We start from the raw sequence: 15,022 nt of genomic DNA, 5'->3' as shown, positions 1-15,022 counted from the left end.
AAACTAATAATTTTTAACAAATAAATTTACTTTATAATTTTTTTATTTATTATTTGTTCTAATTTCAAATAATTTAAAGGAAATTATTTGAAATTTTTTTACTAAAATATTGGAAAATTCATGTTAAATATAACTAAATATATAATGGCCATAGGTGCTTTTTTTATAGCATCTAGTAGTTACGCAGCGAGTGCTTTAGATGTATCACCAATTTGTAAAACAGTCGGTAAAGATCTTGATAGTTTTATAAGTAGAGGGTCACATTGTCTAATGTCAGAACAGCGAGAAATAGCTTTAACTGATGCACAAGGGCTAAATGTCGGTACGGCAAAAGTTACTGCATATGTTTATTCTGATAATCCAAAAAATGCATTAACCTGGACTTATAAATATAAATTACGTACTCAAATTATTGGAAAGCCTGGTGAATCTGTAAAAGTACGTCCGGAATTATATTGTTATGAATGTACTGTAAAAACTGTATATGGTAATCCTATTAATTTAGTTAATGGTTTATCTGCAGAGTCAATTACCACATTTACACCCTCAAAAGCATCTCTTGCAACATCAAATCCTTTATTTTTATCTCCCAGTGTTAGTTTTCAGGTTGCAAAAGTAAAAGAATCTTTTGATAATGCAGGTTATTTGGACCCAGGCCTTTATAATCCTAGTGTAAGATGTGATATTGGGAAGGCCAAATTAAATACACAGGGCTGTGTCTATCCCAATGCACCAGCGATTATGACCACAATTAAACTTACTGATCCTGATGTAGATGAATCTGCAAAGCATATTAAAGAAGCCTTTTTAGCAGGACAACCGGGGGAGTTTATTGCTAGTGCACCAAACTCATTATTTAGAACGACAAATTCAAGACCTTTACATCGTCTTAGAGATGCAGGAAAACGCAAAGAACATCGAGCCATTTCCGTCAAAAACTGTAAGGTAAAATATGGTCCAACTGTGGGTTCGAAATGCTTCTTTACAGGTGATTCTGATGAAGTTGCAACGGATTGCGATTGTGATGAATTTCCATTTGCGGCAACAGTTGAAGGTGGAGCAGATGCTTCCGTGAAAAAGATTGACGCCTCTGATAATCGGAGAGCAGGTGCTCGTTTAGGTGCTTTTTTTAGTGCGGAAAGAGTGCTAGATCAAGATGAATTCTTTTTAAAAGTTGATTAATGACTCATTTAAAGAGGTATCTCAAATCAGAGCTACCTCTTGGATTTATACTTATGCGTAAACTTCCCGTACCTGAAGATCTTCCATATGATCTGACCACGATTTATTATCGCCTTTTTATGCAGCTTCCTCTGGGGGAACTAAAGGATACTGTAAACTTAGAAATGGCACTTAATCAAGTAAATGCAACTGATATTCATGCTTTACAAGACTATCCAATTCATAACATATCTGCTTACACCGGTTGGGCTATTAATTCAGAATCAACTCAAGCTGCAAGTAAAGAGCGACCAATATTAATCGATAACCTGTACTGCTGGGGATCGCAACTTTATCGTTCAGTGAACCCATATAAGCTGGATTTGAGTGGAAAAAATCTACTCAGAATTCCACAATATACAAAATTACCTGAATCTGTTGATGCTGTTATTGCAGAAGAAGATAAGCGTTTAGATATTTCTGATTATGATAATAAAAAAATTATAGCACCTGTTTCTACAATGCAAGGCGTTATCCAGCAAGGCAGCGTAATTCAACAAGGTGATCTAATCTTAGCTAAAAATGAAAAGATCACACCAGAAAAATTGATTGCACTCAGACGCTCTGGAATTAAAGAAATCACAATTTATAAAAATCCACGAATTATGGTTGTGAGTATGCATTCCTTTGATGAGGAGCATTCATTTTGTGAAGAAAGCTTGTACGTTAAAGACGTATTGAAAACGTGGGGTTACGATAACGTTGAGATAAAGCAACTTAAGCCACAGCGTTATGATTCAGCATACAATAGCCGTAAGAAAGAGAAAGACCCAACTTTAGATGAGACATTAACAACTGATTGGGAAAGTTATAATCGTTTTTTTGAAGAACATATTCCAAATTTTGATGTAATGATTATCTGTTCTCACAAGAACATTGGTGGATCAGTATTTTCAATCGGTAGACTAACGACTTTTGATCCTGGCAGTATGACCTCAAATTTCCAAACACGCTCTATTCCTGCTGCTGAAATGGGTATTATTAGAAGTATGCCTAGAACTCCTGAAGTGCGTGAGATCGTACCGTTCATCGATGATCAAGGTAATTCTAGAGGCTCTAAGACCGTTATCACAGAAGATAAAACGACGATCATTAATCTACCTGGTGATATGCAAGACATTGCCTTACTTATGCATTTCATGGTGAAGTATATTCTAAATAAATATGATCCAGATTTTCTCAACAAAATATTTATAAAAGGTCGCACTAAACAAATAATTGAAACAGATACTGTTCAAAAGAGACTAGTATGGGGCAAATATCAACTTCATGATGATGGTCAGTATGACTTAGAGATAGTTGAAAAGCAGCATGCTTATCAAATAGAACCTTTTCTGGTTGCAAACTGTATTGTTATTGTTCCTTTTTCAGAACAACCAATCCAAGTTGATGAAAATGTTTATTTTATAAAAATTGACTAACTTTATATTGAATTTGGGATAATTAAAAAACCATAACTAATACAGTTATGGTTTTTTACTCGCAAGGTAATAAGTGGAGCTCAATAATTCGTAATAATCATTATAGCCGCTTTGAAATAAGTGATTTAAACGCCCTAAAAGATTTTACCTAATCTCACTATAACTTTTTTTTGCTCATGCCAGCCCAAGTAAAATGAATTAGGCATCTTAAGATTTAATAAAATCAATTAGTCTCTTTCAGAATCTAGCTGCTCATTGTTTTTAATGACTTCCTGAGCTTTTTGATAACTCTCAATCAGTAATTGGTAATGTGGGAAAATTGCACTGTATGCTGCTGCAAAATCTGCTGCATCCGCACGGTGCCATGTTTTTTGCAACTCAGAACAAACTCCAGCCGTATCTATAGGCACAACACCTGCCTGAACCACTCTGGCTAAAGTGATTTCTTGTGCCATTTTGGAGTAAGTACCTGATGCATCGATGACAGCAAAGACCTGATAACCCTCAGCAATTGCACTGATGCTTGGGAAAGCCATACATACACTGGTGATGGTACCTGCAATAATTAGCTGTTTTTTGCCAGTTGCTTTCACTGCATCTACAAAATCAGGATTATCCCAGGCATTGATTTGACCCTTACGTGCAACATATTGAGCATGGGGCGCAAATTGATGAATTTCTGGAATCAGAGGACCATTTGGACCTTGAGGGACTGAGGCTGTAGTGATCACAGGAATGTCACATAGGGTTGCAACTTTAGCAAGCGTGACAACATTGGCACGAAGTTCAGGAACGGAAAGATCCTGTACCGTTTGAAATAGACCGCTTTGGTGGTCGATCAACAACATGGCAACATTGTTTGGATCGATAACAGGTGGTTTACCATTAAAATTAGCTGGGGTAGTCATTTTATGCTCCACTTTATGTAGGTAATCATATTGGGTTTTAAAGTAAGATTTTATAAAACAAATGGTTGTGTTTTATTTTGTATGCTTCTTTACCCTTGGTTTATTTAAGATATAACGAAACAGAACATTGGAAAGCTACTGAAATTGAGTTTTAGCGTCCTATGATCTGAACAATAAGAGGGCGGTCAATGCAGGATTTAAATGATCTGTATTATTTTGCAAAAATTGTTGAGTTTAAGGGATTTGCTGCCGCGAGTAGGGCACTGGACATTCCTAAATCAAAGCTAAGCCGACGGATACAGATGCTTGAGGAACGCTTAGGGGTACGTTTATTACATCGTTCATCCAGAAAATTCAGTGTGACGGAAATTGGGCAACAGTATTATCATTACTGTCATGCATTATTAATGGACGCAGAAAATGCACAGGAATTTATTGATCTCAATCGGACTGAACCTCGTGGAATCATTCGTGTCTCATGTCCGCCTGCATTATTGCATTATCACATGGGCGAGTTTTTAACCACGTTCATGTTGCAATATCCCAAACTCAGAATTTATATAGATGCAACGAATCGCAATGTTGATGTTTTAAATGAAGGAATTGATATCGCATTTCGGGTACGTTATCCGCCATTAAAAGACAGTGATTTGGTTATGAAAAAATTTGTGACCAGTGCTCAATGTCTGGTTGCACATCCACGGGTCTTATCTACTCAGCCTATACCACGTACTTTAGATGAATTACACCAATTTAGAACGATTGGATTAGGCAATGCAGAACAGCAAAATGCATGGGTGTTGCATCATGCAGAACAAGGAACTGTACATTTTCAGCATGATCCTGACTTCATTGTGAATGATATGACTGGGGTATTACAGGCGGTGATTCATGGTTTGGGTATTGCACCCTTACCCATCATGATGGCACATGAATATATTGAGCGTAAGGAGTTAATCATGATTTTACCTGAATGGCAACTAACCAGCGGCATTGTGCATGCTGCATATGCATCCAGAAAAGGATTATTGCCCGCGATTAAGAAGTTGTTGGATTATCTGGAGGAGCAATTTGCATTACTTGACCAGAAAAAATTGGGCTATCAGTAATGCAATAATTACAAAAAAATGATGTTTTTTACACCTAATGATATATTTTAAGTATTTGAAATAAATATGATTATTTTTTAATATTTGAATATGTCGTAAAATGATCATTTGTGTCGTGAAATGAAGTTCTCCTGCGAAAATTAACCGATTAAGCTTTGCCAGATAAATAACAATAAAGCATGTGATTTATTTATCAAAAACAACCATTTCGGTGATTATTCGTAGATTTTGCTACTTATCTAAAGGAGATCGGCATGTATAAGAAACATATTTTGGGGGTTACAAGTGCGATTGCGCTGTCTATAAGCAGTTTAAGTGTACTTGCAGCAGATAATTCAAGCTCATTTGTAAAATTAGAATTTACTGTGACAAAGCCATTCATGTTATTTTCTCAAACATCTGGAAATACTTGTGGTGGGGTCTTAATTCGTGATGATGTGGTTTTAACCGCTGCACATTGTACAGGTGCGGTATGGGGTGATAGTGCCAATCAGGGTTATACACTGGGTGGAACTGCATACCATGGTGCTAGCTTTTTATCGCAAGCGGACCCCATCTCTTTTAAAAAGGATGAGGGGTGGGTTGAGATCCCAGATGTGGATATGGCATTGATCCGTTTGTCTCAGCCAATTAGCAGTAGCAGTGGTGCAACTATTGCCAAAATTCCGGCACAATGTACACAAGCTGAGGCAAGACAACATATTGGACGTGGTGATGTTACCGCATATTTAGGACGTAGTAGTACAGGCGCTGCTTTGGCTGCTAACTTATATGGAACATCCTATGTGAATATTCGTGATGTTGGAGCTTCACCATTGGCACGCGGTGTATATTACAAAGCAACTGCATCAATGAATGCTGGTGATTCAGGTGGTCCATGGTTATCTGATGACAATACTTTGGTTGGGATCAATAATGGGATTGCTGGATCGGATAAATATGGGGCGGTAATTTGCCAATATAGTAATCAAATTAATAAGGTATTAACCAAGTGGTCATCATCGGGCACTCAACCTCCAGCGCCACAGCCGCCAGTGACCACGCCACCTCCTGTAACAACGCCAGTCGAACCAGTTCAGCCACCAGTAGTGACACCACCGCCAACACAACCACCTGTGATTACACCAGCACCACAACCTGTGGAAGAGCCAAAACCAGCAGATAATATATTTGTTAGCTTATTGAAATGGCTGGCTTCATTGTTTGGTTTCTAATGATATCAGTTGATATTGTAATCTTTTGATCAAAAACATGTTGTATGATCATATACAGCATGTTTTATATAAATAGGATATTAGATACATTTATATACGTCACTTCACCGATCTATTTTCAGAACTTTAGAATCATTGCATCTATATTTACGAATGAGAGGGTTGAATATGACGTTGTTGCGCTGCATTAAGTAAATTGGCTCTCAAACCGTGCTTGATTTGTGCATAAGTCGCACGATCTTTAGTCGCCATTTTTTGTGCAAAGGTCATAGCATCTTGCATGAGGTTTTCTGCACTAGAGAGCTGATTGACAATTCTTCGCTCCAGACAATAGTCACCACCCCAGGCATCTGCAGTGAGGGAAAGTTCATACACAGCATCAGGGCATGGAAGTAGATTAACAGTTTCCAATAATCCAGCAGTAAACGGTAATTTGACATTTAGTTCGGAATAACAAAAGCGTCCTTTATCCGCCCGCATAATACGAAAATCACATGCAGTTGCGATCAGAGCTCCACCCGCATAGGCATTACCATTGATGGCTGCAATGACGGGTAAATTAAGTAACCCAAGTCTCATCAAGAAATTTTCCAGACGATGGATAAAGCCCATGGCATCTTCTTGTTGCATTAACCACGGCAAATCGATGCCTGTACAAAAGGTTTTTGGATCATTGCTGGTGATAATTAAGCTTGCATCCTCACGGGTTGCTTCGATTTGATCAAAAACAGCCAAGTATTCCTGAATGACGGCATCGTTTAAGCTATTACCATGTTGACCATTGGTCAGTGTGAGCACATAGACCTGATCATGTTGTTCTAATTGCATCATTTGCATAAGTATATTTCTTGATCTCAGAGACGAATAAAAAAGTCTGACTATTAGGTCAGACTTAGGTAGAGGGTTTAAGCAAAGACTTTGATCACTTTTGATTCAGTCTTGTAGTCTTTTAGATTAACGTGATGCAGTTTGTGCTTAATCACAAAGCCGAACTCTGGCCAGATGATATGGTTCCGTCCTGCATCGTCCAGATAGTAGCTTTTACAAATATCAGCTCTGACGGGCATTTTTGCTAGACGTTTGTCAATGCTGGCATTAAAGTGTTTTTGCACAACTTCTTTGACTTCAATACGGTCCAGATGTCGCTTTTGCATGAGTTTAATGGTTTTAGAAATATAGATGGACTGTTGTTCAGCCGTCCACATCACTGAGCCAACTGTATTCTGAGAGTTGGGTCCTAGCATCATGAACATATTTGGGAAACCATGAATTGATATCCCCATATAGGCACGAGGTTGACGTTGCCATACTTCACTTAAGCTACGGCCATCGACACCTTTAATAATCTTGTAAATTGCAGGTTCGGCAACAGCATAACCAGTACCAAAAATAATGGTATCCACTTTGATCTCTTTACCATCTTCACCCACTACACCATTTTCAGTGATGTGTGATAAGCCCTGAAAGAGCACTGATACATTGGGTTTAACAAGTGCATCGTACCAGTTGTTCGAAAACATCGGACGCTTACAACCTAAGGTATGCGTAGGCGTAACGGCCTTACGCATTTCAGGGTCTTTGATGCTCAGGTTGATATTCAGTTTACCGAGTACCTGTAGTTTTTCCATGATCTTTACATTCATGAAGACTGGTAAAGAAGGTTCCAGACTCCACAATGCACTTTCACGGATGGCTTTTTCTAGTAGAGGTGCTTTTTTAAATACTGTTTTCACAATGTTTGGAACAGCAAAATCAGGTTTCGGTAGTACCCAAGATGGGGTGCGCTGGAAACTGTATAAATGACCGACTTTGGGCTGAATCGCGGGTAAGAATTGAATGGCTGATGCACCGCTACCGATCACAGCAACACGTTTACCTGTTAAATCATATTCATGATTCCATTTACCTGAATGGAACATGGTGCCTTTGAATTGATCTTGTCCTGGAAAGCTTGGCATTTTGGCTTCACCAATGAAACCTGTTGCAGGAACAAAGATTTTTGCACTGAATTGTTTGCCATCACGTGTGGTGATCATCCAGCGATTAAGTGCCTTGTCCCATCGAGCTTCAATCACTTCGGTATTAAGCTGAATTTGATTCACGATATTAAACTTATGGGCAACATCATCTAGATATTGGCGAATTTCTGCCTGAGGTGCATAGGTACGAGACCAGTTTGGATTAGGTGCAAAGCCTAAAGAATACATTTCACTTGGGACATCACAGAACAGACCAGGGTAATCATTTAGTGCCCAAGTACCTCCAATGCGGTTTGCCATATCCAGAATAACGACATTTTTAATGCCTTGTTGCTTTAATTTAATACAGGTACTCAGTCCAGATGGACCTGCGCCAATAATCAATACATCAACTAATTGAGTTGGTTTGGACGGTTTAACTGCTTTATTCATAAGACATCCTGAGCTTTAAGCTGGAGAACTAATCGTGATAGGGCTACATTCAGGTAAGGTGCTAATAAAATCTGTACCCATCAGTTGTGCTGGGGTATAACAACCTGAACTAATTGAATGCTTTAACAAATGTTGGGTGATTGCCAATCCAGCATGAACTGTGGTTTGGTAGATACTACTGAGCTGGGCAGTTGCTATTTTGGATTGACCTGCTGCATTAAAGACCTGTCCCCATAGATAGACGGTTTGATTCTCCCGCTGCTGTTGTGATGGACCAGTAATAGTCGTATCGACCAGTTTTTGTAATCCGCGAATGATGGAAGGTTGTTGCCAGAAAATATGGAATAATCTGCTGATTTTCATGGTCGTTAGCATGGCAGGATGAGTTGCAGCGTAATAACGAATATTGGGAATCTGGGTACTATGAAATGCAGTGACAACATCACCAAGTGGTAGGGTAGTTGCCCATTGTTTACCTTGACCAAAATTAATTCGTTTAGCCCCCCAACCTTGTGGTACGGTCACCAATTGACCATGCTTGCGGATTTTTCCACCCAGTGGCAATCCTTCAATCACCGTTTTGAGTGTTCCTTTGGAAAAAATTAAAGGGGTTGAGAACCCAACCTCTAAATGAGTTGCATCAGGGAGAGCTTGTTTAAGGGTGTTGGCAATACAATCTGTCGGTACAACATCGAAACCAACCCCTGAACATAAAACAATTCCCGCATCAATTGCGCGTTGTTGTTGTGCCAGCACATAATCAAATGTATCGATCTCACCTGTAATATCTAAATAGTGTGTTTTACTACTAAGACACGCTTCAACTAGAGCTTTTGAGGTAAGAGAAAAAGGTCCTGCACAGTTGAGCACTAAATCAACATCATCAAGTTGATTCACGAGGTCAGACGGGTTATTCAAATCAAAGATACGAACAGGGAGTTTCAATTTAGTTGTAATCGGGAGTAAATTCTCAGCACTGCGTCCAGCCAATATGGGCTTTAAACCCAATTTAAAAGCATGTCTAGCGATCAACTCACCTGTATAGCCATTGGCACCATATAGCAGCCATGTTTTGCATTTGGAGGTTGGTACATTTGTAGTCATGTTATATCTCCTTGTTCATTATCTTTTGAAAATGTTCAAGTAACAGCTCAGCAACGCGCTGGGGTTGCTCTGCTTGTAAGAAATGCCCACAGTTGGGTAAATGAATACTGCGTAAGCCTTGAGGAAAATAGTTGGCTTGAGCCAATGCCTGATGTAATTGAATATTCATGCAACCATCATCCAACCCAGCTAAAGCCAGTGTTGGCACTTTGATTTGACTGAGCAAATGCTGGTTAGCTTTAAAATTAATGGGATGATGAATCACAAATAGGTTGCGATAATAGCGTGTGGCAGCCCAAGCGATTTGAGGCTGGCTAAATGCTTGACGTGTGGCGGCAAAATCTGCTTCAGTAAACGCCCAGGTTGGTGACCATTTTTTCCAGATTTTTTCGACAAAGTCAGCCCGATGTTGGGATAAGATTTTTTTGGCAAATTTCGATTGCATCAGCAACATATAAGAAGACATATATAGTTGCTTCGGAAAATATTTTAAGTTGGTTAAAATATTTTTTAGGGCCGGAATTGGTGGAACTGCCAGTAAACTCATACTGTAGAGTGATGCTGTGTATTGGCTGGCATAGGTCATGGCAATGGCTGCCCCCCAGTCATGTCCAACTAAATGGAACTGCCGAGCACCTAACTTTTCTACCCATGTTTTTAAGTCAGTGGTGGCTGATGCCAAGCCATAGTGTGCATCGGTATGAACCGAATCCAGTGTATAACCACGTAGCCAAGGCACTAGTACCTGATATCCCGCATTGACAAGCACAGGGTAAACCTTGTCCCAGCAATGCGGTGTATCTGGAAAACCATGTAATAGCACCACCAAAGGGTGTTTAGGATCACCATACAAATGGGCGTGTAAGGTCAAGCCATCACGTTTTAAGATTAGTGGCTGCATTACCTTTTTTCCAGCTTACTGTTGATACTCATTAATTGGTGAGCAGGTGAATTTGCAATGTAGGCTAAAGCTTTAGCAACATCGCCATCATGTTCTGGGTGATAACTGAAAGATGACCAGTGTTTTAATGATTTAAAAACACTCATGATTTTAGGTAAGCGATCAAGCTTGGAAGCCTGATGGAATTTCCATACAAAACTAAGCGGGTTTTTATTTTGTGCGATTTTCTGTGCTTCAGGAGATTTATCGATCATACATAAGTAATAACCAACACCTAACCAGCCGATGACCATGATTGGAAATGCTGTTGCTGCACTGGCCTGACGTAGAATATAAGATTTTATGCCATCTCCTGCCAGTGCACGATAAGCATCATATGCCACAGTACGGTGTTCCACTTCTTCAGCGCCATGCCAGCGTATAATATCCAGCATCACCGGATCAGAACCTTCAAGACCTTTGGCATCCAGCACCCAAGTACCAAAGGAGCAGAAATAATGTTCCCAAACAGCAATCATGCCCATACGGTAGGCAAGCCATAGCCTTTCATGCGATTTTAAAAACTTGTTTGTGCCGAAAGGCGAATCACTGAGAACATTCTTAAACACCCAGTCTACAAACTTTTTAAAATCAGCCGTGTCGATATCATGGCTTTTAAAATAAATGTCTGAACCTTTATGTGCATTCGCATGTGCAGCTTCTTGTGCAATAAATCCCTTAAGATCCGCAATCAGATTTGGATCTGTTACATAGGGTAAGGTCTTATTTGCCAAACGGCAGAACCAGTGTTCAATTGGTGTAATCGCTACATTCAGTACATTAATGATATGTGTCGCAAATGGGTCACCATGTACCCAATGTCTTGGGGTATTTTTAAAGTCAAAAAGAATTTTTCTTGCGACAATGTGATGGTCAATAAATTGGTTCATATCGTTACTCCTGTAAGCTTTACAGAGAAATATTTTCAATCTTCTTGATTAAGCTACGTGACTGGATGTAGCCATTTGCTGCAAACCATTGCAAGGCATCGCGCACAGCAATTTCAACAGGCGTTTGGGGCAGCCCCAATTCCTGTACAGCCTTAGTACAATTAAAAGAAGTCCCTAATTGTCCAATTTTTGCTGCTGATGGTGTGACTAGAGGAGCTTTGTGAGTAATGTGTTCAGTCACCCATAAAGCTGCATGCCCTGCCAACTGTGATGAAACACCTTCAACCAAGCTTGGAATGGTCATCACAGGTCGCCAGATTCCCAATAAATGGTGGACGGTTTTTGCCATGGCTACACCATCTAAGTCCCTATTGCCAAGGATGTAAGTTTCACCTGCTTGACCTTTCTGGGCTGCCAACACATGACCTTTGGCTACATCTCGAACATCGACCATATTGTTGATGGCACCTGGGACAGCAAGAGCAGGCATCTGGGCAATGGTCAGTAATAATTTTCCTGTCGGGGTTGGAGCAATATCTTGAGGACCAATTGGACCTGTCGGGCAGACAATCACGACATCCAGCCCACCTGCTGCAAATTGTAAAGCCACTTGGTGAGCTTCAAATTTAGTCAGTACATAGGCATCACCCGTTGCACCTAAAGCAAAAGGACTATTTTCTGTGGCTTGAATCCCTTTGGGTTGTCCAGCAAAACATGCACCAGTACTGGTATAAACCACACGTTTAACCCCAGCTTTTTTCGCTGCATTGAGAACGGTACGGGTGCCTTCTACATTGACCTTGCGCATCAGTTCTGGTTTAGGTAGCCATAATGCATAAATGGCAGCGGTATGAAATACCAGATCACAACCTGCGACAGCTTGATCCATTTTGACTGGATCAGTGATATCGCCTGCAATCAGTTCAACATCTAGACCATCAAGGTTGGTGAGTTTTTCCTGAGGCAAATGCAAAACACGAACTTCATAATTTTCATTCAGCAATGTACGTACAATGTGTGAACCAATAAAACCAGCACCACCAGTAACAAGAGCTTTCATATTTCACCAACCTTTATAAATTTTTATCACAAGGGAGACGGATAAAAATGTGACAATCTGATTGTTGCTACTATGCCGAATCGAAGATCTGTGTCATAGTTCTGGAAATGACAGTTTTGACCATTTTACGACATTTTGTGTAAGATATTGCTGAGAGGATGATTGTGAATCCGTCTTTACCTGGAACCTATGTCAGCTTGATGGCTGATGTTGTACAACGCTTGGATATCTCTCCAGAACAACTCTTGGAGGGAAGTGGTATCGGTGTTGAACAGTTATCTGAACCTTTCTGGTATCTGGATTTCGATATTTTTAATAACGTGATCAATCGCGCAGTTGAACTCACCAACGAACCCGCCTTGGGGGTATATCTGGGATTGCAAATGACGGTTTCCTGTCATGGTTCAGTTGGAATGGCAGCAATGGTTTCACAAAATTTGGGTGAAGCCTTAAATGTGATGGAGCAGTTTATTGGTTTACGTTGTCCGGCGTTAAAACCACGTCTTGAAACAAACAATGGTATTGCTTCATTGTATTTAGATCAGCCGATGTTAAATTTTAAGATGGGAATTGTCGGTATGACCTTTCTAATGGTGGGGTTTGCTCAAATGTCGAAGGCAATTACTGGACAAAATGACCTAGTAATCAAGGCTGAACTGAACTACTTTGAACCATCATTTTTATCGCAAGTACAAGAGTTATTGCCTTGTGTGATAAATTTTAATAAAGAAAATAATCGTTTAATTTTTCCTGAAGAATATTTAGAGTTGCCTTTGATCATGGCTGATCCATTGGCAGCTCGTTTGGCCCGTGAACAGTGCAAACATGATTTGAATAAATTAGCGGCAAAACGTGGGGAAAAAAATCCATTGACTGCTTTGGTACGTGAATTACTTTTTGATGAAGTCGAGGGTTTTTTCAAAATGAAAGATGTAGCGGATAAGCTACATTTGACAGAACGAACCCTGCAACGTCAACTGGCGAAAGAGGGTACAACCTTTCAGGTACTGATGGATGAAGTACGCGAACGTTTTTCAAAAAAATTATTAAATAATCATGAGTTTAGTATTTCTTATATTTCAGAAAAACTAGGTTATTCAGATGTTACGCATTTTACTCGTGCATTTAAACGTTGGACTCAGCAGACCCCCAAACAATATCGTAATTTACGAGAAAATTAGCTATTAAATAATAGCAATAATACTGTTACTTAAGTTTCATACTAAGAAATTGTTTTATTAAAAAATAGCTCAGCTAAGCAGATTGATGAGCAAATTAAGGCAACAGGATTTTATCAGGAGGCTTTGGACCATGTAGCACGATAGAGCTATGGCAATGCTAACTTTGAAGTGGGTGTTGAAGAGGGGGGATATTGTTGATGAGTTTTACACGGAAGAATTGAAAACAGAGCAAAGACCCATACTAAGGATATTCTGAAAGATAAAGGGTTAAAATTGGGTGAATTTAAGTTGTATGAAAATGAAATTTAAATAAAACAGTATGTTATTGACTTGGTTCAACTGACGCCATCCCATCAAAATTCGAAAACTTTTTAAAATGAAAGTTTTTGGATTTTTACCTATTTATTAAAACTTTGGGCTTCGCTTTCATTCTATATCTTACTGAAAAAATATTTTAAAAAAACTGGCGAGAACTTTTTGTAAATTATAGTGATTAAAGTCACTTTTTTTGAGCTAGTTTTGATCGGGAAATCAAAAATATATAGACGATTCTGTATTAAAAAAACACAAATAAGTAGTAATATTTGGACATATTTAAAACTTAAACAAAGCTTAAAATGTACATTAATTTTACAATTGAAGATGATCAAAAAAATGTTGGGGAAGGACCGATTCAGGTTGGTTGGTTTTTAATAGAGGAGAAAGCAGCACTACTTTATGATGCGCCGTATCGGATGCGTTCACAGTCTCAAACTAAGCATGCTAAATCTGCGAGTCGCTGTCCCGCTGTTTTACAACTAGAAAGCCGTTACTTTGTAGTTAATTGTCCATTTGATTTTCATTTACGTTTTGTAAGGGATGCGCAAGGCAAACCAACTTTAGTTAATGTATTAGGTGATCAGTCCCCTGTGCGTGCCAATAAATTGAGAGAACTACTCACAATTACCAATGAGAATGAATGGCGAACTCCTAAAGTTCCAATTTTACAGCTTAAGCTTCCGTACTGTTTTATTGCTGATGAAGTTGTATATATCACCCAATTAGATGCTTTTGGCCATTACCGTAAAAATCCATTACCAGGCACAATTTTTGGCGGACGTTTTCCGATCCATATCTGGCCTCGTCCACTGATGTGGGCATTTGAATGGCATGATACTTCTAAAGATTTAATTCTAAAACGGGGTGAACCTTTATTTTACTGTCAATTTGATGGTTATGATCCATCACGAACAATTAAGTTGTCACAAGCTAAAAAAACATCTGAATTAATGCATTACATGGATCAAATTTCAGGTGTAGTTAATTATGTTAATCAAACTTTTAAAATTTTCTCAGAGGTTGAAAGAGTAAGGCCGCAAAAATTATTTATTAAAGGTGAGTAAATTTTGATGGAAAATTATTATGAGTTTATAAAGAATAAGTCTATAGGTTATAGTTTTTTTGTTTATAGTGTAATTTTTATTATTCTACTAAATTTATTTATGAATTTTTGGGGGTATGAGTGGTTGGCTAATTATAAGTCAAGGAGTGTAGGAAATATTAAAGTTGGTTGTGCTTATTATG

At 38.9% G+C, this 15,022-nt stretch carries 13 protein-coding genes and 1 pseudogene; 7 read left to right on the top strand and 7 right to left on the bottom strand.

The window, feature by feature from the left end; genetic code table 11:
* Positions 1–120 precede the first annotated feature (120 nt).
* On the top strand, positions 121–1,182 hold the full coding sequence (locus AWW72_RS17690; protein WP_062848179.1) for a NucA/NucB deoxyribonuclease domain-containing protein: 1,062 nt from the start codon (positions 121–123) through the stop codon (positions 1,180–1,182).
* A 53-nt stretch (positions 1,183–1,235) separates the two neighbouring features.
* Positions 1,236–2,642, top strand: a complete 1,407-nt coding sequence (locus tag AWW72_RS17685; protein WP_062848178.1) for a molybdopterin-binding domain-containing protein — start codon at positions 1,236–1,238, stop codon at positions 2,640–2,642.
* Positions 2,643–2,869: 227 nt separating this feature from the next.
* On the opposite strand, the gene AWW72_RS17680 is transcribed toward AWW72_RS17685, so the two are convergent.
* On the bottom strand, positions 2,870–3,550 hold the full coding sequence (locus tag AWW72_RS17680; RefSeq protein WP_062848177.1) for a hydrolase: 681 nt from the start codon (positions 3,548–3,550) through the stop codon (positions 2,870–2,872).
* Between the two features lie 188 nt (positions 3,551–3,738).
* Between AWW72_RS17680 and AWW72_RS17675 the strand changes: the two genes are divergently transcribed.
* Both AWW72_RS17675 and AWW72_RS17670 read left to right on the top strand, forming a co-directional pair.
* Positions 3,739–4,659, top strand: a complete 921-nt coding sequence (locus tag AWW72_RS17675) for a LysR substrate-binding domain-containing protein (protein WP_062848176.1) — start codon at positions 3,739–3,741, stop codon at positions 4,657–4,659.
* Between the two features lie 254 nt (positions 4,660–4,913).
* Complete coding sequence (locus tag AWW72_RS17670) at positions 4,914–5,873, top strand: trypsin-like serine protease (RefSeq protein WP_062848175.1); 960 nt, start codon at positions 4,914–4,916, stop codon at positions 5,871–5,873.
* Positions 5,874–6,020: 147 nt separating this feature from the next.
* On the opposite strand, the gene AWW72_RS17665 is transcribed toward AWW72_RS17670, so the two are convergent.
* From AWW72_RS17665 to AWW72_RS17640, 6 genes are all read right to left on the bottom strand, one after another.
* The gene (locus AWW72_RS17665; RefSeq protein ID WP_062848174.1) at positions 6,021–6,710 is read right to left on the bottom strand and encodes an enoyl-CoA hydratase/isomerase family protein; all 690 of its coding nucleotides are present in this window, start codon (positions 6,708–6,710) and stop codon (positions 6,021–6,023) included.
* Positions 6,711–6,778: 68 nt separating this feature from the next.
* Positions 6,779–8,284 carry a flavin-containing monooxygenase gene (locus tag AWW72_RS17660; RefSeq protein ID WP_062848173.1) on the bottom strand — a complete coding sequence of 502 codons (1,506 nt, stop codon included), beginning with the start codon at positions 8,282–8,284 and terminating at the stop codon, positions 6,779–6,781.
* A 15-nt stretch (positions 8,285–8,299) separates the two neighbouring features.
* Positions 8,300–9,388, bottom strand: a complete 1,089-nt coding sequence (locus AWW72_RS17655) for a saccharopine dehydrogenase family protein (protein ID WP_062848172.1) — start codon at positions 9,386–9,388, stop codon at positions 8,300–8,302.
* Position 9,389: 1 nt separating this feature from the next.
* The gene (locus AWW72_RS17650) at positions 9,390–10,289 is read right to left on the bottom strand and encodes an alpha/beta fold hydrolase (protein ID WP_062848171.1); all 900 of its coding nucleotides are present in this window, start codon (positions 10,287–10,289) and stop codon (positions 9,390–9,392) included.
* Positions 10,289–11,218 carry a metal-dependent hydrolase gene (locus tag AWW72_RS17645; protein WP_062848170.1) on the bottom strand — a complete coding sequence of 310 codons (930 nt, stop codon included), beginning with the start codon at positions 11,216–11,218 and terminating at the stop codon, positions 10,289–10,291. Before AWW72_RS17645 ends, AWW72_RS17650 begins: the two co-directional genes overlap by 1 nt.
* A gap of 19 nt (positions 11,219–11,237) precedes the next feature.
* Positions 11,238–12,278: an NAD-dependent epimerase/dehydratase family protein gene (locus tag AWW72_RS17640; protein WP_062848169.1), complete on the bottom strand. Its 1,041-nt coding sequence runs from the start codon at positions 12,276–12,278 to the stop codon at positions 11,238–11,240.
* A gap of 164 nt (positions 12,279–12,442) precedes the next feature.
* Here AWW72_RS17640 and AWW72_RS17635 point away from each other — a divergent pair, with 164 nt between their 5' ends.
* From AWW72_RS17635 to AWW72_RS17630, 3 genes and pseudogenes are all read left to right on the top strand, one after another.
* The gene (locus AWW72_RS17635) at positions 12,443–13,459 is read left to right on the top strand and encodes an AraC family transcriptional regulator (RefSeq protein ID WP_062848180.1); all 1,017 of its coding nucleotides are present in this window, start codon (positions 12,443–12,445) and stop codon (positions 13,457–13,459) included.
* A 66-nt stretch (positions 13,460–13,525) separates the two neighbouring features.
* Positions 13,526–13,691 (top strand): annotated as a pseudogene (locus AWW72_RS19715) (recombination directionality factor); the annotation flags it as partial.
* 385 nt (positions 13,692–14,076) lie between these two features.
* Positions 14,077–14,841 (top strand): hypothetical protein, encoded by a 765-nt coding sequence (locus AWW72_RS17630; protein WP_062848168.1) that lies wholly within the window; start codon positions 14,077–14,079, stop codon positions 14,839–14,841.
* Positions 14,842–15,022 lie beyond the last annotated feature (181 nt).

Origin of the sequence: Acinetobacter sp. NRRL B-65365, assembly GCF_001605865.1 — a bacterium.
Classification (GTDB): Bacteria; Pseudomonadota; Gammaproteobacteria; order Pseudomonadales; family Moraxellaceae; genus Acinetobacter; species Acinetobacter vivianii.
Note: the sequence above shows the minus strand (reverse complement) of the source record. Positions and strands in the feature narration are given on the sequence as shown.

Bases quoted from the DNA above. Each gene is read 5' to 3' on its own strand.
- AWW72_RS17690 (WP_062848179.1), top strand. From the start codon at position 121: ATGTTAAATATAACTAAATATATAATGGCCATAGGTGCTTTTTTTATA.
- AWW72_RS17685 (WP_062848178.1), top strand. From the start codon at position 1,236: ATGCGTAAACTTCCCGTACCTGAAGATCTTCCATATGATCTGACCACG.
- AWW72_RS17680 (WP_062848177.1), bottom strand. From the start codon at position 3,550: ATGACTACCCCAGCTAATTTTAATGGTAAACCACCTGTTATCGATCCA.
- AWW72_RS17675 (WP_062848176.1), top strand. From the start codon at position 3,739: ATGCAGGATTTAAATGATCTGTATTATTTTGCAAAAATTGTTGAGTTT.
- AWW72_RS17670 (WP_062848175.1), top strand. From the start codon at position 4,914: ATGTATAAGAAACATATTTTGGGGGTTACAAGTGCGATTGCGCTGTCT.
- AWW72_RS17665 (WP_062848174.1), bottom strand. From the start codon at position 6,710: ATGCAAATGATGCAATTAGAACAACATGATCAGGTCTATGTGCTCACA.
- AWW72_RS17660 (WP_062848173.1), bottom strand. From the start codon at position 8,284: ATGAATAAAGCAGTTAAACCGTCCAAACCAACTCAATTAGTTGATGTA.
- AWW72_RS17655 (WP_062848172.1), bottom strand. From the start codon at position 9,388: ATGACTACAAATGTACCAACCTCCAAATGCAAAACATGGCTGCTATAT.
- AWW72_RS17650 (WP_062848171.1), bottom strand. From the start codon at position 10,289: ATGCAGCCACTAATCTTAAAACGTGATGGCTTGACCTTACACGCCCAT.
- AWW72_RS17645 (WP_062848170.1), bottom strand. From the start codon at position 11,218: ATGAACCAATTTATTGACCATCACATTGTCGCAAGAAAAATTCTTTTT.
- AWW72_RS17640 (WP_062848169.1), bottom strand. From the start codon at position 12,278: ATGAAAGCTCTTGTTACTGGTGGTGCTGGTTTTATTGGTTCACACATT.
- AWW72_RS17630 (WP_062848168.1), top strand. From the start codon at position 14,077: ATGTACATTAATTTTACAATTGAAGATGATCAAAAAAATGTTGGGGAA.